This window comes from Saprospiraceae bacterium, from assembly GCA_016717265.1.
In the GTDB taxonomy this organism is placed as follows: Bacteria; Bacteroidota; Bacteroidia; order Chitinophagales; family Saprospiraceae; genus Vicinibacter.
On sequence record JADKFX010000001.1, the window covers coordinates 3,725,188 to 3,748,089 of the forward strand.

The 22,902-nt window shown below is 33.0% G+C and carries 18 protein-coding genes; 9 read left to right on the forward strand and 9 right to left on the reverse strand.

Annotated features, from left to right (window positions below; translation table 11 throughout):
- Positions 1-27 precede the first annotated feature (27 nt).
- The 4 genes from IPO86_14580 (at position 28) to IPO86_14595 (ending at position 4,340) form a co-directional block, all read left to right on the forward strand.
- The gene (locus IPO86_14580; protein MBK9729331.1) at positions 28-2,145 is read left to right on the forward strand and encodes a glycoside hydrolase family 97 protein; all 2,118 of its coding nucleotides are present in this window, start codon (positions 28-30) and stop codon (positions 2,143-2,145) included.
- Positions 2,146-2,162: 17 nt separating this feature from the next.
- Entirely contained in the window at positions 2,163-2,678 is a 516-nt protein-coding gene (locus IPO86_14585; GenBank protein MBK9729332.1) for a GNAT family N-acetyltransferase, read from the forward strand.
- A 27-nt stretch (positions 2,679-2,705) separates the two neighbouring features.
- A complete protein-coding gene (locus IPO86_14590; protein MBK9729333.1) occupies positions 2,706-3,533 on the forward strand; it encodes a ZIP family metal transporter in 828 nt (275 codons plus the stop codon).
- A gap of 231 nt (positions 3,534-3,764) precedes the next feature.
- A complete protein-coding gene (locus IPO86_14595) occupies positions 3,765-4,340 on the forward strand; it encodes a hypothetical protein (GenBank protein ID MBK9729334.1) in 576 nt (191 codons plus the stop codon).
- A 79-nt stretch (positions 4,341-4,419) separates the two neighbouring features.
- Here IPO86_14595 and IPO86_14600 read toward each other — a convergent pair whose 3' ends face one another.
- The 5 genes from IPO86_14600 to IPO86_14620 form a co-directional block, all read right to left on the reverse strand.
- The gene (locus IPO86_14600; GenBank protein MBK9729335.1) at positions 4,420-5,052 is read right to left on the reverse strand and encodes a hypothetical protein; all 633 of its coding nucleotides are present in this window, start codon (positions 5,050-5,052) and stop codon (positions 4,420-4,422) included.
- A gap of 334 nt (positions 5,053-5,386) precedes the next feature.
- Positions 5,387-6,745 carry a thiol oxidoreductase gene (locus IPO86_14605; GenBank protein MBK9729336.1) on the reverse strand — a complete coding sequence of 453 codons (1,359 nt, stop codon included), beginning with the start codon at positions 6,743-6,745 and terminating at the stop codon, positions 5,387-5,389.
- A gap of 11 nt (positions 6,746-6,756) precedes the next feature.
- The gene (locus IPO86_14610) at positions 6,757-7,809 is read right to left on the reverse strand and encodes an imelysin (protein ID MBK9729337.1); all 1,053 of its coding nucleotides are present in this window, start codon (positions 7,807-7,809) and stop codon (positions 6,757-6,759) included.
- Positions 7,810-7,850: 41 nt separating this feature from the next.
- Positions 7,851-9,023, reverse strand: a complete 1,173-nt coding sequence (locus IPO86_14615) for an autotransporter outer membrane beta-barrel domain-containing protein (GenBank protein ID MBK9729338.1) — start codon at positions 9,021-9,023, stop codon at positions 7,851-7,853.
- Between the two features lie 341 nt (positions 9,024-9,364).
- Positions 9,365-10,120 carry a helix-turn-helix transcriptional regulator gene (locus IPO86_14620; protein MBK9729339.1) on the reverse strand — a complete coding sequence of 252 codons (756 nt, stop codon included), beginning with the start codon at positions 10,118-10,120 and terminating at the stop codon, positions 9,365-9,367.
- Positions 10,121-10,320: 200 nt separating this feature from the next.
- Here IPO86_14620 and IPO86_14625 point away from each other — a divergent pair, with 200 nt between their 5' ends.
- From IPO86_14625 to IPO86_14635, 3 genes are read left to right on the forward strand one after another with little or no spacing between them, the layout of a single operon-like run.
- The gene (locus tag IPO86_14625; protein MBK9729340.1) at positions 10,321-10,740 is read left to right on the forward strand and encodes a sigma-70 family RNA polymerase sigma factor; all 420 of its coding nucleotides are present in this window, start codon (positions 10,321-10,323) and stop codon (positions 10,738-10,740) included.
- 3 nt (positions 10,741-10,743) lie between these two features.
- Entirely contained in the window at positions 10,744-10,890 is a 147-nt protein-coding gene (locus IPO86_14630) for a hypothetical protein (protein ID MBK9729341.1), read from the forward strand.
- Positions 10,887-11,174, forward strand: a complete 288-nt coding sequence (locus IPO86_14635) for a hypothetical protein (GenBank protein MBK9729342.1) — start codon at positions 10,887-10,889, stop codon at positions 11,172-11,174. The genes IPO86_14630 and IPO86_14635 overlap by 4 nt, the downstream gene beginning before the upstream one ends.
- A gap of 465 nt (positions 11,175-11,639) precedes the next feature.
- On the opposite strand, the gene fdhF is transcribed toward IPO86_14635, so the two are convergent.
- Positions 11,640-14,396: a formate dehydrogenase subunit alpha gene (fdhF, locus tag IPO86_14640; GenBank protein ID MBK9729343.1), complete on the reverse strand. Its 2,757-nt coding sequence runs from the start codon at positions 14,394-14,396 to the stop codon at positions 11,640-11,642.
- 132 nt (positions 14,397-14,528) lie between these two features.
- Complete coding sequence (locus IPO86_14645; GenBank protein ID MBK9729344.1) at positions 14,529-16,895, reverse strand: 3-hydroxyacyl-CoA dehydrogenase/enoyl-CoA hydratase family protein; 2,367 nt, start codon at positions 16,893-16,895, stop codon at positions 14,529-14,531.
- 861 nt (positions 16,896-17,756) lie between these two features.
- Between IPO86_14645 and IPO86_14650 the strand changes: the two genes are divergently transcribed.
- Both IPO86_14650 and IPO86_14655 read left to right on the forward strand, forming a co-directional pair.
- Complete coding sequence (locus tag IPO86_14650) at positions 17,757-18,845, forward strand: AI-2E family transporter (protein ID MBK9729345.1); 1,089 nt, start codon at positions 17,757-17,759, stop codon at positions 18,843-18,845.
- Between the two features lie 130 nt (positions 18,846-18,975).
- Positions 18,976-20,658: a Na/Pi cotransporter family protein gene (locus IPO86_14655; GenBank protein MBK9729346.1), complete on the forward strand. Its 1,683-nt coding sequence runs from the start codon at positions 18,976-18,978 to the stop codon at positions 20,656-20,658.
- A gap of 60 nt (positions 20,659-20,718) precedes the next feature.
- On the opposite strand, the gene IPO86_14660 is transcribed toward IPO86_14655, so the two are convergent.
- Positions 20,719-22,197, reverse strand: coding sequence for a T9SS type A sorting domain-containing protein (locus tag IPO86_14660; GenBank protein ID MBK9729347.1), 1,479 nt, complete (start codon positions 22,195-22,197; stop codon positions 20,719-20,721).
- Positions 22,198-22,368: 171 nt separating this feature from the next.
- Positions 22,369-22,731, reverse strand: a complete 363-nt coding sequence (locus IPO86_14665) for a VOC family protein (protein ID MBK9729348.1) — start codon at positions 22,729-22,731, stop codon at positions 22,369-22,371.
- Between the last annotated feature and the right edge of the window lie 171 nt (positions 22,732-22,902).

Below are 22,902 nucleotides of genomic sequence, written 5' to 3' on the forward strand. Positions count from 1 at the left end.
TCCATTAAATTTACATTTTAATTTATTATGAAAGTACTTATAAATTCTATTTTTTTAGTTTTAATGGTTACTCAAAACCTATCAGCATATCAATTTTTTAATATCTTCTCTCCAGACAATAAAGTACAACTTAACCTTCAGCTATCAAAGGAAGGATCCATCTCGTATTCTTTATTTATGGATACTAAGGTACTTATTAAAAAAGGCCAATTAGGCTTAAAATTAGCAGAAGGTATTTCCTTTGATGAAGGATTTGAAATTCAAAAAATTGACACTTTAAGTATATCCAAAAAATGGGAACCTGTTTGGGGTGAAGAAAAAACGATTGAAGAAAACAGCATGAGTATGCTGGTAACTCTAAAACAAGCCAAAGCTGATAATAGAATCTTCCAAATTGAATTTCGATTATCAAATGATGGTTTAGGCTTTCGATATATATTCCCAAGTCAAAAAGGATTATACAATTTTATTATTACGGATGAACTAACAAGCTTTCCATTAACTGGAAATCACAAAGCATTTTGGATACCTGGTGATTATGATACAAACGAATATATTTATACGAACTCTGCGCTCAGTGATATTCATGCATTAAAAGAAAAAAAAGAAAACGGAATTGCTTTTAAATGGATCATAAGTGATAGTGCAGTACAGACACCTTTGACTATGAAAACGAAGGAAGGTTTGTATATGAGTATCCATGAAGCGGCATTGGTCAATTACCCTGCAATGAATCTTGAAGTAAATCGAAACAATTACAATCTAAAAGCGCACCTCGTTCCAGATTGCAATGGGAACAAAGCGTATTTACATGCTGGATCAAAATCTCCCTGGCGCGTAATCCTACTAGCACGAAAAGCAAGTAGTTTACTTACGAATCGGATAATTTTAAATTTAAATGAACCTTCAAAAATTAAAAATACAGATTTTATTAAACCTGGAAAATTTATTGGTGTATGGTGGGAATTACATATCGGTAAAAGTAGCTGGGATTATAGTGGCCAATGGGGTTGGGAAATACCATATGAAGAATTAAAGCCATCAGGCAAACATGGAGCAACCACAGAAAATGTAATAAAGTATATTGACTTTGCTTCAAAAAATAAAATTCCTTATGTACTTGTTGAAGGTTGGAATTTAGGTTGGGAAGATTGGTTTGGTTCGTGGAAAGAACATGTTTTTCATTTCTCAAAACCATATCCAGATTTTGATATTGATAAAATCAGTCAATATGCAAAATCAAAAAATGTAAAAATGATAATGCATCATGAAACATCCAGCGCTGTAACGGATTATGAACGACAAATGGATTCTGCATTTTTATTTATGAAAAAATATAATTATGGTGGAATAAAATCTGGATATGTTGGAAAAATTATTCCTCGAGGTGAACATCATGATGGACAATGGATGATCAATCATTATATTCGGGTTGCAGAAAAATGTGCACACTATGAATTTATGTTGGATGCACATGAACCTGTAAGGCCAACTGGATTGCATAGAACATATCCAAATTGGATGGCTTGTGAAGCCGCCAGAGGAAATGAATTCAATGCCTGGAGTGTAGGAAATCCGCCAGACCATGAAACGATCTTACCATTTACTAGATTACTTGGAGGACCTATGGATTACACACCTGGTATTTTCCAAATTAAAATGAATGCTTATGATCCAAAGAAAACAGAGCAGGTGCATACAACCTTATCAAAACAATTAGCTTTGTATGTTACTTTATACAGCCCTTTTCAAATGGCCGCTGATTTGCCTGAAAATTATGAAAAATATGCTGATGCTTTTCAATTTATAAAAGATGTTCCAACAGATTGGGATAGTACGATTGTATTGGATGCAGAACCCGGAGATTATATTTATTTAGCCCGCAAGGAAAAGAATTCTATAAATTGGTTTATCGGAGCAATTACGGATGAAAAAGCAAGAGATTATACAATTGCTTTTGATTTTTTACAAGCAAATAAAAAATATTTGGCTACCATTTATCGCGATTCAGAAACGGCCGACTGGGAAAAGAATCCTATGGATTATAAAATTGATCAGAAAAAAATTAATAAAAAGGATAAATTAAAAATTCATTTGGCTCCAGGTGGAGGTTGCGCAATTAGTATAAAAGAGATTATTGAATAAATTTTTATTTATTTATTATGGATTTCAAATTAAGACCCTGGACTATAGATGATCTTTCGAGTTTGGTAAAATACGCAAATAATTTTAAGATTGCAAAAAATCTCACGGACAAATTTCCTTTCCCCTACACGGAAGCACATGGAAAAGGATTTATTGAATTTGCTCTTAAGGACAATCCCTTACGGGTAATGGCTATTGATATTGACGGAGTTGCATCTGGAGGCATTGGCATTCATCCTCAAGAAGACATACAACGTAAAAATGCAGAATTAGGATATTGGCTTGCAGAACCCTATTGGGGCAATGGTATAATAAGTAAAGCAATTCCATTCATGTTGCGTTATGGTTTTGAAAATTGGGACATTGACCGCATTTTTGCAAGACCTTTTGAATCCAATTTTGCATCACAACGGGTTCTTGAAAAAACAGGATTCAAAAAAGAAGCCAGACTTGAAAAAACATTATTTAAAAATAATGAATATCTTGACGAGATTATTTATGGAATACGACGGAATGATTTTATCAAATTATAAAATTTAAAGAGTACAGGAATCTAAAAAATGATGGAACGATTTATTCATTTTTTTCTAGACATTGGACCTGTATATTCAGCACTTCTGGCAACTCTTTTTACCTGGTTTGTAACCGCATTGGGTGCGTCCTTAGTATTCTTTTTTAAAGAAATTAACCGAGCCATATTTGATACGTTATTAGGTTTTACTGGCGGAGTTATGATTGCGGCAAGCTTCTGGTCACTCCTTGCACCCTCCATTGAAATGTCGGAAAAACTTTATCCAGGATGGGAGTGGATGCCTGCTGCCATAGGATTTGTTTCCGGAGCATTATTTGTTTTTATTTTAGATAAACTCACTCCGCATTTGCATATCAATTTTGGTATTGAAGAACAGGAAGGAATGCCAACCAAATGGCATCAAAGTACCTTGTTAATATTGGCAATAACCCTTCATAATATACCAGAAGGTCTTGCCGTGGGTGTTTTATTTGGTGCAGCAGCTGAAGCAGCAGACCCAGCCATGGTTTCATCTGCCATTGCATTAGCTATTGGAATTGGTATTCAAAATTTTCCAGAAGGAATGGCAATTTCAATGCCATTAAGAAGACAGGGCGTAAGTAGATTTAAAAGTTTTTGGTATGGACAGTTATCCGCAGTCGTAGAACCTATTGCAGGTGTCCTGGGTGCAGTAGCAGTCATTTATATACAAGAAGTCCTTCCCTTTGCACTGGCTTTTGCTGCAGGGGCAATGATATTTGTAGTAGTAGAAGAAGTAATTCCAGAAACACAAAGGGATAAATATACAGATATCGCTGTTTTAGGATTTATTGCAGGCTTTACCGTTATGATGATTTTGGATGTCGCCCTGGGTTAAAAGATTAAATTAAATTAAAACTTATAAATATCTATATGTTATACACCAGCCATTCTATAAATTAGTTTAATTTTATAGGACGTATACATAAATTTAATTTATTAATTTACCCTGTTTTCAGAAAACAGATATTTTGTTCTTTACTTATTTCTGGAATGATTTATGCGTTTTATAAACGGTGATCAATATTATGTATTTGATTTAAATTCAATTCATCTTTAAAACAAGATCATGTTACTTCAAATTTCCAATTGGTTTCAAAAAAATACTAAAGGATGGATTATTTTTCTATTCCTTGCGTTGTATACCATTTTGGTTATGTATGTTTTCCAGGTTGAAGAAACAAAAATGAAAGAAAATTCTGGCGGCACCGGTCCTATTGACTTACTTTTCTTGTATTCCCCCAACACGATCAATAGCATGTTACAAGCCTATGGTGAAGCTGGAAGAACAGCCTATTTACAATTTGAACTTAGTTGGGATTTGCTTTATCCAATAGTATATACACTTTTATTTATATTTTCATTGAGCTGGCTTTTTAAAAAAGCATTACTTAAAAATAATCCACTTCAGTATTTTAATATTTTACCAATTGGAGGATGGTTGTTTGACCTTTTTGAAAATTTAAGTATAGTTACAATGATTGCAAAATATCCAAATATTCATATAATACTTCCATGGCTTTCCACAAGTTTTACAATCCTTAAATGGATGTTTGCCTTGGCCACTTTATTATTGCTTTTTATAGGATTGATCGCATACTTTAAAAAACGATATGCTTCAAAAAATTCAACCCAGCCAAATTAAATATTGATACGTAAAATACATTCTTATACTTTCCCACTTTCTGTGGAATGCACGTTTGGAATCATAAAATATTCAAAATTCAATCAGATTTAACAAAACGAATATCTAAAAACATCATAAAATAATTTGGCTGCATATGCAATGCATCCTCTTTCAAAATCAAATCAATCCCTTTAAAACTGACTTGACCTAAAGAAGGCAGTAACGAAAGCTCAAAATAATTATTACTATTTGAAGTATCCTTGATAAGTGTTACAATATCTGGAAATAATTGGTGCTGCACATATATTTTATCGATAGCGAATTCTGGAATAATGAGTATTCCAGAGTCATCTGTAAAATATTCTTTTGCCTCCGTTCCTTGAAAGCATATACATTTAATATGCGACAATAAATATGGATTATCATGCTTGAACTTTAACTGAAATCCAGTTTCTTGCTTTTTTTGTAATTCGATTTTAAAATCGTTTCCAGCCAATTTATTACTCATCAACTTGACGGTATCCCCTTTCAATTCGTAGCTACCTGTAGCCGATCTATCTATTGCACCATAACTATAATAGAACTCGAACTTGCCATCTTCTGTAAAATTAAAGGCCGCTGCCATTTCATGAATACCCCGAAGTTCATAGACTCCAATTAATTTCTCTTGTCCCATAATTGGTTGAAAGCATTGAATGAATAATCCTAAAAAATATATTTGCTGAAACATAAATACAAAATTAACACAATTTACTATTAGGATCTCCATTGAATCCGGCTTCATAAAATTGCAAACTATAAAAATGCACTTAGAATTCAAATTTAAGCCATGAATTATTGAGATCCAATAAATACCATTTCGACGATATCTTCGATATTAGCTTGCTATAAGGAATCCAAAAATGCATCAGGATATATAAGAATTGAATGCTAAGCTAATTATATCCTAAGAGTTTCAAATTCAAAAAAAATTATTTGTATAGTTTTTAATGATATAAAATTAACGAATCCATTTTTGATTTAATGCTAAAAATTGAAAACCAATCAAAATTGCTAAGTAAACACTAAAGTGAATTTAAAAATTTAAGCAAAGCAGTTCGTTCTTTTTTTGATAAGTTCTTGTAGTTTAAAACGGATTGATTAGCTTCACCTCCATGCCAAAGAATAGCTTCTTGAAAATTTCGCGCTCTTCCATCGTGTAAAAAATTGGAATGACCATTGACAATTTTAGTCAATCCAATGCCCCAAAGAGGAGGTGTTCTCCATTCATTTCCTTGTGCTTCAAATTCAGGTCTATGATCCGATAATGAATCCCCCATATCATGCAGTAATAAATCTGTAAAAGCTAGAATATGCTGATTTGATAGAAAGGCAAATTCCCTATGCGTTCCCGTTTTAAAATTCCGTACGTGGCATTTCCCGCAAGCAATTTTATCAAATATTTTACTCCCTGAAAGGACTTCAGGATCATCCTGATTTCGAGCAACCGGCACGGCTAATGACTGCGTATAGAATGTTGTTAAGGATAGAAGTTCATTATTTATTTCCGGATCGTCCATCCCACCATCATATTGAATTTGATGTTTGGAGGACTCTTCAAAAAATAACGGGCTTGTGACCCCAATATCATCCAAATAAGCTGCTGCTGTTTGTTGTAATAAATTTGGCTGACCTGCTTTCCAACCAAATCGACCTAATTGCAAACTTTGAGATAGTTCATCCCAACAATAATTTGGCTTACCCGAAATTCCATCCTTATCCAAATCTATAGGATCAGCATGTTTCAAAATATCTTCCACTGAAATTGCCTCCAATAATCCTAAGCCAAAAACCGGAGGTGCAATCCTTGGAGATATCATTACATCTCCTGGTAAAGGAATATATGCGTTATCAAAATTAAAGATTGGTTTTCTTAATGAATATGCTTCACCATCTGAAAAGCTTCCTGGAATTTCGATAAAATTCATCTTAACTGAAACTTCAGATTTTTTCCCAAAAACTGCTTTGGTTTGTAATTGTCCGCCAAATCCTGGAACAGGCTTTGGCCCTCCATGGATATTTATACCAGGAATACTTACTCGAAAAAGCAAACCAAGTAAATCATTTTCAGAATCAGGAAATGGGGATCGGCCATTTTTTCCATGGCAACTGACACAAGAATTCTGATTAAATATTGGCCCTAAGCCCGCATTAATTTGACTAGGAGCTGTAACGAAACTCGATTCAAAAGCTACGTCGCCACGCCTGTGATTTTGCAATTCTATCGGACTCAAATTTGCAGCAGGAAATTGAAATGCATTGCTAAATTCTGCAAACACACTTGTACTACCGCCTGCCAAAACTTTCTCTAGATTTATTGGATCCTCATCCGCACAAGAAAAAAAACAAAGCAATCCAATGGCTACCGCATAAAATATTCGCATCATGGTCTTTTCTAAAAGGTATCAATAAATGGTTTTAATTCAGATTCTAATGTGAGTTGTAAAGCTCTCACTTGATCTTGAGAAAATTGTATAGCTGGCCTGTTCAATGTAATTGCTGTTGTAAATGTACCAGGAATTGATTCAATTGCAGCAATGGCTGCCTCGATTTGATTCACTATTTTCTGATGCAAACTTACTTTGGATTGATGTAATAAAGTATAAAATCCAGCTATTGATCCAGAACCGTCTAAACTTCCTAAATAAATATTTTTAATACTCCTTATATTATCGGCAAAATCTGCTTTTGAATTTGCGCTAAATCGGCTTTCCTCTTTTAATATATCGGACTGTACAAAAGGATCATTTATTTTTCCATTTGCAACTTCATCTGCAATGGTAATCATTCCATCAACCAATTCTTGCAAAGCAGATTTTTGTGAAGGATAAATGCTAGACACCTTTCCTGCTTCAATTAAATTTTTTCCAAAATTCTGACCCTCTGTACGCCAGGCATCAAAAAGTTGTTGAGTTGATCCATTTAAACTTTGAGTACACGCACTTAAATATTCAAACTGCCTGGTATTAAATTCTGCAAGTTGCTTATTTCCATTCTCGCCAAACAATAAATATTCAATCGTATGAAATCCTTTTAAAGTTCCTTCCAATGCATCTACATAGGTTTTATTTAATACATCTGGACTTGCCATGACAGCATCCAAATCAACAACATTGACTGGCCATGAATCTATAGATGGATCAATCCCCTGTTGATCTACTGGACCAAATAAAAAACCTTCAGATTGTTCCCATGGAATTCTAGAATTGCGCCAAGCTAATCTAGCCAATTCTAAATTTCCAGTTGAAGTATTACTCTTAAGTTGGTCAATTGCAATTAATAGCAACTTCGATTTATCATTCAAATCTTTATAAGTATTTATGATAACCTGATTTGTTGAATTGCTTAGTACATCCGAATAATCAACAGCTGGCTTAATTGAATCTTTTGAACAAGAGATAAAATTAAAGATGCTGAGAAGGACAAAAATAGATTTCAAATATTTCATAAATTTCTATTATTTAATATATATATTAAAAATAATGATTATCAAAGTATAAAACCAAAACCTAATGACATCGTTTCTTGATACTTATTGACAGCAATTCCAATTATTTGCTTAGAATATTGTCCTTTTAAAATTAACCAGTGTGTTGGAAGATAATTAAATCCAAATGCAATCGCATTCCGTTCCCATCTTGGATTATTAAAAATGGATCCTTCTGTTGCAAATTGTGTATCATAATAATCATATCTTCCAAACATAAACAGTTTATTCTTCATACCTTTTTTTATCAACTCTGAAACTTGAAATCCAAACTCTAAACTGGCACCGAATGCTTGCTTCCCGACCGGGGTTCTTTTCACATTTAAATTGTTAGATAAATTTCGATTAGCATTGCTTACCGCTTCAGAATTTTGAAGTTGACCAAACAAAGAAATAATTTGAACTGAGAATAAATTCCACTTTAAAGCAGTATGAGCTTCAAACAAAGCTAAAAAAGCATTTTGTTGTAAATCTGGCTTTGGACGATTATTTCTAGTATTCCCGAAATATCCAGAAATGCCAAGATGATTATTATCATTAAACTTATAATCTAATCGTATTACACCTGCTATGTCTTCAGCATTTACAGTTTCAAACCTTCTTTGATTGCCGCGTTTGATAAAGTTTGCAGAATTAAAAGCAGATCCATCTAAACCTGCCACTACACCTAAATACCAATGTAAATGCTTTCTAAAGATTCCATTCAGCAAAATTCCATATTCTGTCCAGTTGGTAGGCAAAATGACATTTTCCATTTCTGGAAGTTGATTTGTTCTGTATTCATCTGGCTCATCAAAAAAATTAGACAATCCAAATGGTACTTTTACTCTCCCGAAGGAAATATTCACATCTGTATTAAAATGATATCGAATGTTAAATTGTTCCAACCAGATTTCACCTCCTTTTTCCACTTCATATTCAAATTCACCAAATTCCTCTAATGGGTCAAATTCAAGCGTAACACCTGTTCCTCCATGCTCAATTTCTAATTCAGAAACCAATTTCCATTGATCATCAATTTGATAATTCAATTCTAAAACAGCCCGTTCAAAATCTATGTCATTTCTTTTTGCTGGAAATAGCTGCCAATTATAACAATTCAAATTCATAACACCATATCCAGATAAATGCAATTTCTTTTTCAAATCTTTTGAATTCGTTTGAATAATTTGCAAAGAATCTAAATTTGAAATCTGAGCATTCAAATATGAATAAAACAATATAAAACAAGCTAAAATATAAAATGTCTTAAATGATATATAGAAATTATAATTTAATTTTGGCAATATTATATCGGCTCCCATAGATTCTATGAATTATGATTAAGAATTAAATATGGATGCATTCTTAACAAATAGTGATCTCTCTACAACGATCATTTATAAAAACAAACGATTCCCTAAGGGCGTTCGTAAAAAATCAAGCTATAAACTGCTGCAAAACCATTTGCAAAAGTAGCACTGGAACCACAAGTTAAAATTGTCAAAAACGAAAAAGTGAATGTCCTAAACGGAAATTATTTCAATTCGCTTGGGCTGAAACCGTGAATTTTCTTAAAGGCTTTAGAAAAACTGCTGGATGAAGCATATCCAAGGGATTCGGAAACTTCATAAACGCTGAATTGTGAATTTTGGATTAATCCTTTGGCCAAAATCATGCGTTGCTCCATTACAAAATCATAGATAGTCATATTAAACATCTCTTTGAAACCCTTTTTCAGATAGCATTGATTGATTCCTATGATTTTAGCCAAATCTGGAATGGTAGGAGGATTATTTAAGTTTTCCAATAATATTTGTCGAGCTTGAATGATTTTATCTTTGTTGTAATCAAATTTAAGAAATCTACAATTAGCACAATCTCCAGATTGCTCCAAATGAAGACTATAAGCTCTTAGAAGTAATTCAACAGCTTTGCTCTCTAAAAATAATTTCCTGTAAATTCCATTCAAATTTGTGGTCCAAATATCCATAAGAATAAATTGGGTATTGCAACAAATTGATTGAGAGTGAGACGGCAATGCATGAAAAGGCCGGGAGAAATCCTTATTTTTAAAATACGATTGGTCAAATTTAATATGGATGAGAAAACTTGTTACTTTGGTCTCGGAAGGCTCGCATTCATTAGAATTTGTGAAATAATTCAGTTCAATGGATTCTTCAAAAATTTTTATAACAAGCTCATTCCCAATAACTGAGACCAAAGGTTCAAAGGATATTTGAAGCCCACTAGCAATTAATTCGGTATGGTTTCCAGCCAAAATCCTTTCCATTAATGAACAAAGTTAGGAAGAACCGCATAAATTATGGCTCAAACCTTAATTCTTATAGAGATTAGATTTTTCGATAAAGCTCTTTAATGGATACCAAGTTAACAAAAAAGGTAAAAAGGGATCTATAAAGCATGAATTCAAAATAGCATTTATATTATGTTGACGCAGCATTTTAAATAAAAACTACGTATAATTGATATATGGACTCACTAAAGCCTGCTTTGTCAGAGCTCTTGCAGGGTGAGAAACTAAGTCAAAGATCTGCACAAAAGGCTCTCTATGAACAATATTATAGCTTTGCCAAAACCATTTGTTTGCAATATAGTTCATCTGGAGCAGAGGCTGTAGAAATTTTGAATGATGGTTTTCTAAAAATTCTTACCCAAATTGATCTTTATAATTCTGATTATTCTTTCAAAAGTTGGTTGAGAAAAATCATGATCCATAAAGCGATCGATTATTACAGACAACACAAAGCGAAAACCCAAATACTATCTTTAGATTCAGGCAAAATACAAGAACCTTCTTATTATGATTTTCCAGATTTGGATAACATAGAAGATTTGATCCCTGTATTACAAAAATTATCACCCGCATATCGACTTGTTTTAAATTTATAAGTCCTGGAAGAATATAGCCATGAAGAAATTGCAGAAAAATTACAAATAACTGCAAGTACTTCGAGATCTAACCTTTTCAGAGCATTGCAAAAATTAAAAGAAATGTTGGAACCTACTGTTAAATCTAAGCTTAAAGTTTTACAAAAATGAATAGATTTTATTCTAAATATTGCGATAAATTAAAGAATCAAAAGCTTGCTGACTTCAATGAAGAGGATTGGAAAAAATTGGAAGCTCCATCACAATCTAAAAACAAGCATTGGCCGCTTTTTTGGCCTTTATTCTTTATAATTCCACTTTTAGCTGCCAGGTCATTTTATAATTTAAATGGTCTTGATCCATTGAAACACAGCTCTTTAAATATCCCGGTATCTTCATCTAAATCAGAATCTAAAACAGTGACCATTCATGATACCATTTACATTAAAGAATAGATCGATGTTCCAAGAATTGTTTACTTAAAAAAAATTATTCAAAATCCTAGAGAAACTAAAAATCTTACACTTAGTTCAGACAGTCCTAATTCCGAACTCATTTCTGATCAAGTTAATTATTCTCCTAACTTCGATTCTCCTAGAAAGTCTATTGAAAACAATCTTGAAAATAGTGCAACGCCTTCTCAAGCATTTAAAACTGAAGAAGCAAATAAAATTGAAGATTTATTAAACGGAATCAGTTATGAATTTGAAATGTTATGTCGGGCAAATGGCGAATTAATAAGTATGAAAGCAGAAAAAGGAGATTAATAAAGGACTTTTAACTTTGGTAAGATTCCATTTAAAGCTTGATAATTTCTATCCATTATCAAGCTTTTTTTTAGTTGATTATTTGGATATAATTTAAATAAAACCGAATCAATATTAGTGGTATTGAAATCAACTATAGCAGAAGTGAAAAAATCACATTACAAGCATTTCAACTTTCTGAATTCTCACACAAACGACTTTAAATTCAGGACATTTTGCAATGCTATCACTAACATCAGAAGTTACAATATTTACAAATAATTCAGGAAAATGAAAGGTAGTACTTATGACACCTTGTTTGACTTCATCGGTAAGATGTGCTTTTATTTCTATTTTACCTCTGGCAGATTCAATTAAAACCAGGTCTCCTTCTTCAATTTGATAGCTGATAGCATCTTCTGGATTAATTAAAACCAAATCTTCAGAAATGATTTCAACATTACCTGTTCGACGGGTCATGGTGCCAGCATTGTAATGTTCCAGTACACGGTTTGTGGTAAGGATAAATGGAAATTCTTCGGCATTTTCAAGGATCTCCGGAGACTCTACATATTCCTTAAATTCAAATTTACCTTTTCCGCGTTTGAATGTATCAACATGTAATATTTTAGTATCCGTTCCATCAGCTAAGACAGGCCATTGTTTACCGTTATCACCGAGTTCATCCCATTTTACACCTGCAAAGAATGGTACTATCTGACAAATTTCTTCAAGCATACTTTTAGCTTCATAGGCCGCTTGTTTATAACCCATTCGATTCATAATATCGACCATAATTTGTCCATCTACTTTTGAATCGCCAATTGGTTTAACTACTTGCTGCACTTTTTGTATACGACGTTCACCATTTGTAAAAGTCCCTTCTTTTTCTAAAAATGAAGCTCCTGGTAAAACTACATGTGCTAGTTTGGCTGTTTCGGTCATAAATATTTCCTGGACGATTAAAAGATCCAAGGACTTTATAGCTTTAATAACTTTATTTGTATTTGGGTCTGATTGAACCAAATCATCACCCATTATCCATAATGCTTTAAATTGACCTGCAATTGCAGCATTATACATTTCTGGTATTTTTAATCCTACTTCTGATGGAACTTCTACTCCATAAAATTTGCTAAATTTTTCCTGTACTTCGGGCAACGTAACATCATAATAACCTGCTGCTTGATAAGGTTGAACGCCCATATCTGCCATTCCCTGAACATTATTTTGGCCTCTTAAAGGATTTACACCGCATCCCGGTTTTCCAACATTACCTGTAATCATTGCCAAATCTGCAATTAACATTACCGTATAGGTGCCTTGATAATGCTCTGTGACCCCTAGACCATGAAATGACATTGCGAGTGGAGCTGATGCATATGCAATTGCGGCAGCTTTTGCTTGTTCGCGAGGAACTCCGGAAACATTTTCCAGTTCGCTGATATTTAATTTTAAAATATTTTCTTTAAAATCATCAAAACCTTCTGTTCTATTACTAATAAATGATTTATCAAATAACTCCTGTTTTACAATATAATAGAGCATCATATTTAAAACAGCAACATTCGTACCTGGTCTTAATTGGAGATGATGCGTAGCATATTTTGCCATTTCAGTACGGCGGGGATCAATTACAATGGTAGTCTTTCCTTTCATTGCATGCTGCCTTAATTTAGCACCCGTTACTGGATGCCCTTCGGTAGGATTGGCTCCAATTACTAAAATGGCAGAAGTTAGTTTAAGATCTTCAATAGAATTTGTTGCGGCGCCAGTCCCAAACGTGCGTTGCATTCCCAAAGCAGTTGGTGAATGACAAACTCGGGCACAACCATCAATATTATTGGTGCCAATGACAGCCCGAATAAATTTTTGCATTAAATAATTTTCTTCATTCGTACACCGGGCAGAAGAAACTCCTCCAATTGCATTTGGACCAAACTGAGTCTTTATATCCGTTAATTTTTCTACGATAAAATCATAAACTTCATCCCAGCTCACCCGTTCCAATACTCCATTTTTACGAATCATAGGATATTGCAGTCGTTCTGGATGGTTATAAAATTTAAATGCATAACGACCTTTCAAACAAGTATGACCTTGATTTACATCTGCATTAAAAGGCGCTTGAATACTTAATATTTTACCACTTTTAACGCTTACTTCAAGATTACATCCAACTCCACAATACGTGCAAACAGTCCGAACTTTATCTTGTCCAACTAAAGCTTTAGATTGGAATACATCAGAAATCGCAGAAGTCGGACATGCCTGAGCACAAGCACCACAACTTACACAGTCAGAATCCATAAAAGATTGATTCATCCCTTTAATAATCTGACTATCAAAACCACGTCCCATAACAGACAATACCAATTGACCTTGGACTTCATCACAGGCTCTGACACAGCGATAACACATAATACACTTTGACAAATCGGAAGTCATGTAGGGATGACTATTGTCTTTTTCCCTATCCAGGTGGTTTTTACCCTCTGGATACCGAACTTTCCGAATACCTACTCTTGCCGCCACATCTTGCAATTCACAATTTCCATTTACTTCACAGGTAAGACAATCTAATGGGTGATCTGTAAGGACAAGTTCTATGATATTTTTTCTTAATTTTTGAATGGATTCTGACTCGGTTGCAATGATCATTCCTTCTTCAACGGGGGTATGACAAGCAGCAACAGTGCGGGATACTCCATTTCCTGGCCTTGAAACTTCTACACTGCATACTCGACAAGATCCAAATGCTTCGAGATTTGGTGCATCGCAAAGGGTAGGAATTGTATTATTTTCAAAATGCCGCCTTACAAAGCTTAAAATTGTTTCTCCCTGTTTTATTTCATATGAAACGCCATTTATGCTTGCATTTTTAATGGCAGGCTGATGGAAAAGGTCTGGTGTTAAGAATTCCGTCTTCATTGAAAACCCAATTTTTGTTCAAATAGTAACATAAAAGCAAAGGGTTAATTTACGTCGAAATCACAAAATTCGTGGAATTATTTTCAAAGAAGTGAATTATAACATCCTCATTAAGCCAGTTTGGTTTACATATTAATTTCGCAAGGGTTTATTGTTTTCAAGCATATATTGAATTCGTTCTAATGTTTTAGGTTCTGTACATAAACTTAAAAACGCTTCCCTTTCAAGATCCAAAAGATATTGTTCATTTACTTTTTGGGCATAACTTAGATCTCCACCACATAAAACATATGCAATTTTACGAGCAATTTTTATGTCATGATCTGAAGCATATCCACCTAATTTTAAACTATGTGCAGCGACATACAATGCAGCTAATCCTGTTTGTCCCAACACCATAATATCTTCTCTCGGTACAGGTCTAATATAATTTGTTGAAAGTTGCAAAACTTTTTGTTTTGCCTGGAAAATATTGGATGTTCCAAGAATACAAACGCTATCTCTTTTGGCATCCAAATAACCAAAATCATAGGCTTCATAAGCAGAAGTAGCTACGGAAGCAGTAGCAATTGTTTTAAACCTTTGAATCAATTGAGGGATTTGTACTTCTCCTTCCTTAAATTCATCACTAAGCCTCACTGCAAATTCTTTTGTGCCAGCACCTCCGGGCAATATACCAACACCCACTTCTACTAAACCTATATAGGATTCGGCAGCACAAACAGAAGCATCACAATGCATCAATAATTCAACGCCTCCTCCAAATACATATCCTTGAGTTGCTGTAACCACTGGAATTGAAGAATACCTGCAACGCATTGAAGTATCCTGAAACATTCTCACCGCCAAATCTAGTTGATCATATTCCTGTTGAAATGCCATCATTCCAACCAACATTAAATTTGCACCGACAGTAAAATTTGTTGCATTATTTCCAATAACTAATCCTTTCCATTGTTGTTCTTCAGCAATCCGTATCGATTCTTGAATTCCTTTTAAAATACCCTCGCCAATAGCATTGTATTTACTTTTAAATTCTAAACACAATACACCATCTCCAATATCATGTAAAATAACTTCATCATTTTTATAAACACTCGCTTTTTTATCAAATAAATGAAACCTAATTTCATCTTGTTGCCCTGGTATTAGCAAGTAATTCTCTGAATTATGATCATAGTAAAACAATTGTCTATTCTCTGTTGCATAAAACTGTGTCTTATTAACTGCTTTCATACTCAAAATCCAATCTGCTGGCTGCTCACCGGATTCCTCAATCAATTTCAAACCAGCTTCAAAACCAATAGCATCCCAGGTTTCAAAAGGTCCAAGCTCCCATGCAAATCCGTTTTTTAAAGATTCATCAATTGCAAATACAGTTTCTGTAATTTCAGGAATTCGCTGAGATGCATAAGCAAACAAAAAACCCAGTGCCTTGCGAACAAGCATTGCACCTGCATCGTCCATTTTTATAATAGCTTTTATTCTCGCTGATAAATTTTCTATTTGTTTTGAAATAGTTATACTCTCCAATTTTGATTTTGGGTCTTGCTGATACTCCAGTGTATTTAAATTCAAAGCCGAAAAAACTGGCCTTCCCTTTTCATCTTTCTGAGATGTCTTTTCATAAAATCCTTTTCCAGATTTATTTCCAAACCATTTTTGGCTGACCAAATAATTAATACTCTTAGGATGCTGGAGTTTTTGAACCATCTCATCCTTTGGACAATTCGCACGCAAACCTTCAACAACCCAAGTAGCAGTATCAATGCCAACTAAATCCATTAATCTAAATGTTCCGCTTTTTGGCCTACCCAATGCAGGTCCTGTTAATTTATCAACATCCGATATACTTAACTTTAATTCTTCTGCTAACTCAAATATTTTTGACATGGTAACTACGCCTATTCTATTTGCGATAAATGCGGGAGTATCTTTACATAAAACCGTTTGTTTGCCGAGAAAATGCTTTCCGAAATCCATAAAAAATTCTACAACGTCTGATTTTGTTTCTGAGGTTGGAATAATCTCCAAAAGTTTAAGATAACGTGGAGGATTGAAAAAATGAGTTCCACAAAAATGTTTTTTAAAATCGTCAGATCTATCCTGTATTAAAAAATGAATTGGTATACCAGAAGTATTTGAACTCATAAGCGTTCCAGGTCTTCGAAACGATTCTATTTTTTCATACAACAATTTTTTAATCTCTAATTTCTCAATTATAACTTCCAATATCCAGTCACAATCTTTAATCCGATGTATATCATCATCAAAATTACCAGTTTGAATATTTGACTTGAACTTTTTATGAAAAATAGGCGTTGGTTTAGAGGCCAATGCTTTTTCTAAAGCAGCATTTACAAAGGCATTTTTATTGGCTCCTTCAGAGGCTAAGTCCAGTAATATAACCTGAAAGCCAGCTCCTGCAAGATGACAGGCAATTCCTGAACCCATTAAACCAGAACCTAAAACGGCTATTTTATTTATTCTATATCCCATATATGCTTTAAATATTTTGGATTCTTTTAAAATAGATCTAATTCCAAATTTCTCAAAGATAATAAATTCAACATCTACTAAACTCCTAAAAAACAAATTGAATACCCTATTGTTTGAAACTTTCGATTAATAAATAAAATGTGCATCCTGAAAATTTAATCAAAATAACTTGACTCCTGGATGGTTATTAGAACCACCGATTAAATAAATTCTAACAAATTATGCATTAGACCTATTTTGGATACCATTTCACAGTTCTATATTGTATTCACTCTTTGATCATTAGATTAAATATTCCCGAGCCAAGATTATATAATAAATATTAAACAAATTCTTAACTATTATAGGTATTCTCCTGGACAGAGTTCCTAGGTACAATGAATTCGTAAAATTTCAATGCATTTACCAAAACAATAGGATTTATCAAAAAACCTTTCTTGCATTCAAAACCACGATGAATTCACTTATAAAAAAGCTAATTTTCAAATATCGAATCGTTTTGCTTGCAATTTTTTACAAATTAAATAAATACAAATATTACCAAAAACAAACATGATGATTCTTACTGAATCGATAAATTCACAAGCAAATTACCAATTATTTTCTAGAGAATACGCCAGAGAATAAACGTAAATCAACATACAATTTCCTATATATTAGAAATTCCAAATCTCAAACTTAAGGTATGGAATATTAATAATTTTATAATCCTTAGCAAAAATTAGTTTTGAATTACAAATACGATTTTTCATTCCATAAGCTATTGTTAGAAATTACATACGATAAAAAAGAAGAAAATAATATAAACGCTGAAACAACTTAGAATTAATAGAGTAGATTTGTACTAATTCAAATTTAAATATGATTATATCCTCTATATCCATTATCAAAAAACTAATTATTCTCTTTCTGGTCATTGCTGGCCTTTATTTCGCTAAAGACTTTTTAATACCCTTATCCATAGGTGCTGTATTGGCTACTCTTTTGCTGCCATTTTCCAATTGGCTTGAATCAAAGAAAATTCCCAGAGGATTAGCTGCTTTTTGTTCTGTTCTTGTAATTATCTTTCTGATCGGCTTTGTATTTGCATTAATTGGCTGGCAAGTAGCGGAACTCACCAATGATATAACTTTAATTAAAGAAAAAGCAATGGAGTCCATAAATCGAATTCAGGAATTTATTTTTAATCATTTAGGGATCTCCGCGGAACAACAATCTCAGGTATTAAAAGACCAACAACCTTCCATGAATGGTATTTTATCTCAATTAGCAGGTTCTACACTTTCTATTTTTACTTCCATGATCTTAGTTCTTGTATATATTTCTTTTCTACTGTACTACCGTCGCCATATTAAACAATTTATTCTTCAACTCTCACCAATTTCTGAACGAGCAGAGATGGAACAAGTAGTTTTAAATGCAACCCATGTATCACAACAATATTTGTTAGGGCTTGCAAAAATGATTGTCTGCTTATGGATTATGTATAGCATTGGTTTTTCAGTAGTAGGAGTTGAAAGCGCTATCTTTTTTGCAATCCTTTGCGGACTGCTTGAAATCGTACCCTATATCGGCAATATAACCGGTACAACTTTAACCGTATTTGTAGCAGCTGTTCATGGGGCGAGTTTCCCTTTATTGGGTGGCATCGTTGTAACGTATGCAATTGTTCAACTTATTCAAGGTTGGATACTTGAACCTATAATTTTAGGTCCTCAAGTTAAAATCAACCCTTTATTTACAATCATTTCGTTAGTAATGGGGGAATTAATTTGGGGAATTCCAGGCATCATTCTAGCAATTCCATTAATTGCTATGTTCAAAATAGTTTGTGACCATATTGATTCATTAAAACCAATCGGATTTCTAATTGGAGAATTAGAAACTAAGAAATCCGAATTAAGCTATGTAAAGAAACTAAAAAACTGGTATAAAAGGAAATTCAATTAAATGGACTTAAATAATAGTTCCAATCCTAAATAAATAAACGATTAAATTTGAGTATAGTATTTCAAATTTATAAATCAAAATATATAAATTGTATAGTCGACATCAAGCATTAAAATAAGCAATTAATTCCATGGATATTTTTACAAATTTAATGAAATTAGCTGGAGGAATCGGACTATTCCTTTTTGCTATGTATCTATTAGAAGAATCTTTGAAAAATCTTTCTGGACGGAATTTCAAAATATTTTTACAACGAATCACTAAAAACCGTTTTGGTGCTGTAACTGGGGGCGCCATCGTTACAGCAATACTACAGAGCAGTTCTATGGTTTCATTAATGGTGCTAGCATTTGTTGGAGCTGGTGTCTTTACAATGAAAAATGCAATGTCCATTATTCTAGGTGCAAATCTTGGAACCACTATTGATAGTTGGTTAGTAGCTACTTTAGGATTTAAAGTAAATATCGAAGTAGCCGCATATCCAGCAGTTTGTATCGGTGGTTTATTGCTTATGTTGCTTGGCCATAAAAAATCATATAAATATATATCCTATTTTCTCTTTGGTTTTGGCTTGCTTTTTATTGGGCTTTCTTTTATGAAAACAGCAATGGAAGAACAGGTGAAAGCATTTGATTTTTCACAATATGCCAATATGTCTCTTTATGTATTTTTAATTATAGGATTTCTTATCACGCTTGTAGTCCAATCAAGTTCAGTTACGATGGCACTTACTTTGAGTGCACTTCATGCAGGTGCATTAAACTTCCCCCAAGCTGCTGCATTAGTGTTAGGGTCTGAAGCTGGTACTACTATAAAAATTATATTAGGCTCCTTAGGTGGTACTGCTTCCAAAAAAAGGGTTGCCTTAGGCAATTTTTTATTTAATGTAGTCCTCACAATTCTTGCCTTCATTTTTTTGAAACCCATATTATTGTTAATTACTGAAGTTTTTAATTTCAAAGATCCTTTAATCGGTTTAGTTACATTTTCCAGTCTTGTAAATCTATTTGCTATTTTTCTTTTTTTACCATTTCTAAACCCCTATACTAAACTATTAGAATGGTTTTTCAAAGATACAGATGCATCTGCTGCTGCTTTTCTTGGAGATGCAAATGTAAATGAGCCAGAATCATCGTTGGATTTAATTCGAAAAGAAATCGATTATTTTATCCATAATTCCATACTATTTAATATATCACAATTTGAAATTGACACAACTATAATTTCAGAATATCCTGAATTCAATAATAAAAACTTGAAACGAAATTTTTCCGAAAAACTACCTGAAGAAAAGTATCAATTTCTAAAACAACTTCAAGGTGAAATACAAATGTTTTACCTTGCTCTAAGGGTAAAATTACAAGGTGAGTATAATTCGGAATTAAATCAACTAATTTCTGCGGTAAGAAGTGCAATGCATGCCGTAAAAAGTATGAAAGATATTGGAAGTAATATTAATAACTTAATGCGATCTTCTAAAGATATTAAATTTGAATTCTTCTTACATCATCAAAATGAAACTAAAAAATTATATTTCCAATTAAATGAACTCATGCGTAAAGAAAAAACTGCGAATTTTAAAATTTTAAGAAACATTTACAATGATATTCAAAATAACTATAGTACAGCCCTAAATGAATTCTATAAAAAAGCACAAACTGCTCCTTTAGAGGATTTGGACTTAACCACCGCTATTAATTTTAATCGGGAATTATTCACTGCAAACAAAGCCATGTTGATGGCTATTAAGGACTTTCTTTTAGACGAAAAACAAGCAGATGAATTCAATGAGGTTCCAATTTACATGACCTAATATATTATTCCAGAATCAATAAAATAGTTTTACTGAATTTGATAATGAAAATATTAAATATCACAGTTTAAATAATTTGAAAACCTGAGAATTAAGTTTTAAATAATAAATACCAGATGCTAAATTTGAAATTTGAATTATTTGATTCGTAGTTCCATCTAACACTTTTACACCTGCAAATGAAAAAATCTCAAAAAATGATTCTTTTGAAGTTTGTGTAACAAAGATATAATCCTGGGATGGATTTGGATATATTTGAATTTTAAAATTTGTCCCGGAAACTAAATGTGAATCTGTATTCACTACACCACCATATTCAATAGCACCTATTGAACGAGCAGATACTGAAAATGGATTTCCATAAAAATCATACACGGGTTCCGCCACATTTGCAGCATTTGCGATAGCCGAACTTCCAGCTTTTAACGTAAAATCAAAATTACTTGTGTCTTTAAACATAGGACTATTTGAACCAAAATTCATTGGATTACGATCTTTGATTGCATCTAAATCAGGGGTATCCCAATAAGGACCATTAAATGAAGCATTGAAGATACTATAGTAGATGTTTTTAAGAAAGGTAACAGATCCAGTTGCTTGAATACTACCATTAAAATATGCCGAACTGCCAAAAGCAAAAATATTATTTTCAACTCTATTTCTGAAAAGTTTTGGATATAGAACACTTGTGGTAAGAAATCTCAGGGTTGCTTGAGAACAATTATAAAACGTATTATTTACTATTTTACAATCTGTTGCTGAGGATAAGGAAACGCCCCGATATCCTCCTATTACAAGATTCGAATAAAATTTCAAATTTTTTACTTCGAAACTATCATTGACGCAATAAAATTGGGCTCCGGTATCGCCTCCTAATTCAAAAGCTACCCAAGGAGCTTTTGATGCATTCATAAAAATATTCCGCTGCATCGTTATATTCGACGCTCCACCTTTGATATGTCCCCCTGTAAGACAATTTACTATTAAATTTCCACTAATGATACCATCATGACAAACATTAAAATCCATAGCACTACAAACAGGAAAATCCCTAAACACATTATTTGTAACTTCAAAATTATCCACACCACCAAATTTAAAAGCAGCTATCGCTGAAGGATCTGTCACGTCTGAAAAATAACAACTATCTACTTTTATGTTGTTTGATTGAGTGAAACAACTACCACCATTATCCACACTAAAAAGTCTTGCAGGATACTTTACATTAGCTTTAAAATTTAGAAACTCAAATTTGATATACTCGCAACTTACAAACTGCCAACCACCAGAGATATCAATGAGGTCATTCTCAAATCTTCGAATAACAATCCAATTTCCCGGACTTCCTTTCAAAAATGAAATAAGTTGATACCCAGCATATGAACCCTTATGTAAATATACGGTATCTCCCGGATGAATTACACCCGCTTTTACTGCAGGTTCAATATTTGAAAAGGTTTGGCCTGGCCCAAGATGAACCTGAGCATTTATAAAGTTAAAAAAAATAGTACAATACATGGCAATGAATCCTAATTTCATAAATTTGGCAACTTAAATTACAATAAAAAATTTATTCCATTACTTCCTGCTAGTAAAATATACTTCACATTCAACATTTAAAAAATATTCAAATAGCCTCGACGGGACTATAAATAGTTCAACAGAATGAACCCATTTACAGCCTGTAGATCTTTAAATTCTAAATCTAGCTTATTCCTCCTCTAAACTTGTATCGTTTAAAATTTCTTGCCCAAATTGCAGCAAATACCCATTATTATCAAAAATACCAAATTCTCTCATATTCCAATCAAAGTCTTCAATTGGATATGCAATGTAAGTTTGCTCTTTTAGTAATTCCCAAAGTGCATCAATATCTTCAATTACAAAATAAAATGATCCCGTAAATACCGGACCCCCAAAAGGGGTATGTTCATTTGGCCTGGAAACCATGATTTCAATAGCATTGTGATGTAAAACCGCCCAACCCCACTCATCATTGCGATCTGTACAACCAAAACCTAAGACCTCAGTATAAAATGCAATTGTCAAATCCATTTCTGAGGTCCAAATCATTGGAGTCATTTTTTTGAATTTCATATCCTGATTTTTAATGCCTAACAGATAAATTGTTTCCTAATTAACTTTGAAATTAACGGACAAATATAATACCGATACTAAAGAAGAAGCCTCTTTTAATTTAGATTTATAATTCTTGCCTACGTCTGATTTTGCAAGGTTACAAAA

Bases quoted from the DNA above. Each gene is read 5' to 3' on its own strand.
- IPO86_14580 (MBK9729331.1), top strand. From the start codon at position 28: ATGAAAGTACTTATAAATTCTATTTTTTTAGTTTTAATGGTTACTCAA.
- IPO86_14585 (MBK9729332.1), top strand. From the start codon at position 2,163: ATGGATTTCAAATTAAGACCCTGGACTATAGATGATCTTTCGAGTTTG.
- IPO86_14590 (MBK9729333.1), top strand. From the start codon at position 2,706: ATGATGGAACGATTTATTCATTTTTTTCTAGACATTGGACCTGTATAT.
- IPO86_14595 (MBK9729334.1), top strand. From the start codon at position 3,765: ATGTTACTTCAAATTTCCAATTGGTTTCAAAAAAATACTAAAGGATGG.
- IPO86_14600 (MBK9729335.1), bottom strand. From the start codon at position 5,052: ATGTTTCAGCAAATATATTTTTTAGGATTATTCATTCAATGCTTTCAA.
- IPO86_14605 (MBK9729336.1), bottom strand. From the start codon at position 6,745: ATGCGAATATTTTATGCGGTAGCCATTGGATTGCTTTGTTTTTTTTCT.
- IPO86_14610 (MBK9729337.1), bottom strand. From the start codon at position 7,809: ATGAAATATTTGAAATCTATTTTTGTCCTTCTCAGCATCTTTAATTTT.
- IPO86_14620 (MBK9729339.1), bottom strand. From the start codon at position 10,120: ATGGAAAGGATTTTGGCTGGAAACCATACCGAATTAATTGCTAGTGGG.
- IPO86_14625 (MBK9729340.1), top strand. From the start codon at position 10,321: ATGGACTCACTAAAGCCTGCTTTGTCAGAGCTCTTGCAGGGTGAGAAA.
- IPO86_14635 (MBK9729342.1), top strand. From the start codon at position 10,887: ATGAATAGATTTTATTCTAAATATTGCGATAAATTAAAGAATCAAAAG.
- fdhF (MBK9729343.1), bottom strand. From the start codon at position 14,396: ATGAAGACGGAATTCTTAACACCAGACCTTTTCCATCAGCCTGCCATT.
- IPO86_14645 (MBK9729344.1), bottom strand. From the start codon at position 16,895: ATGGGATATAGAATAAATAAAATAGCCGTTTTAGGTTCTGGTTTAATG.
- IPO86_14650 (MBK9729345.1), top strand. From the start codon at position 17,757: ATGATTATATCCTCTATATCCATTATCAAAAAACTAATTATTCTCTTT.
- IPO86_14655 (MBK9729346.1), top strand. From the start codon at position 18,976: ATGGATATTTTTACAAATTTAATGAAATTAGCTGGAGGAATCGGACTA.
- IPO86_14660 (MBK9729347.1), bottom strand. From the start codon at position 22,197: ATGAAATTAGGATTCATTGCCATGTATTGTACTATTTTTTTTAACTTT.
- IPO86_14665 (MBK9729348.1), bottom strand. From the start codon at position 22,731: ATGATTTGGACCTCAGAAATGGATTTGACAATTGCATTTTATACTGAG.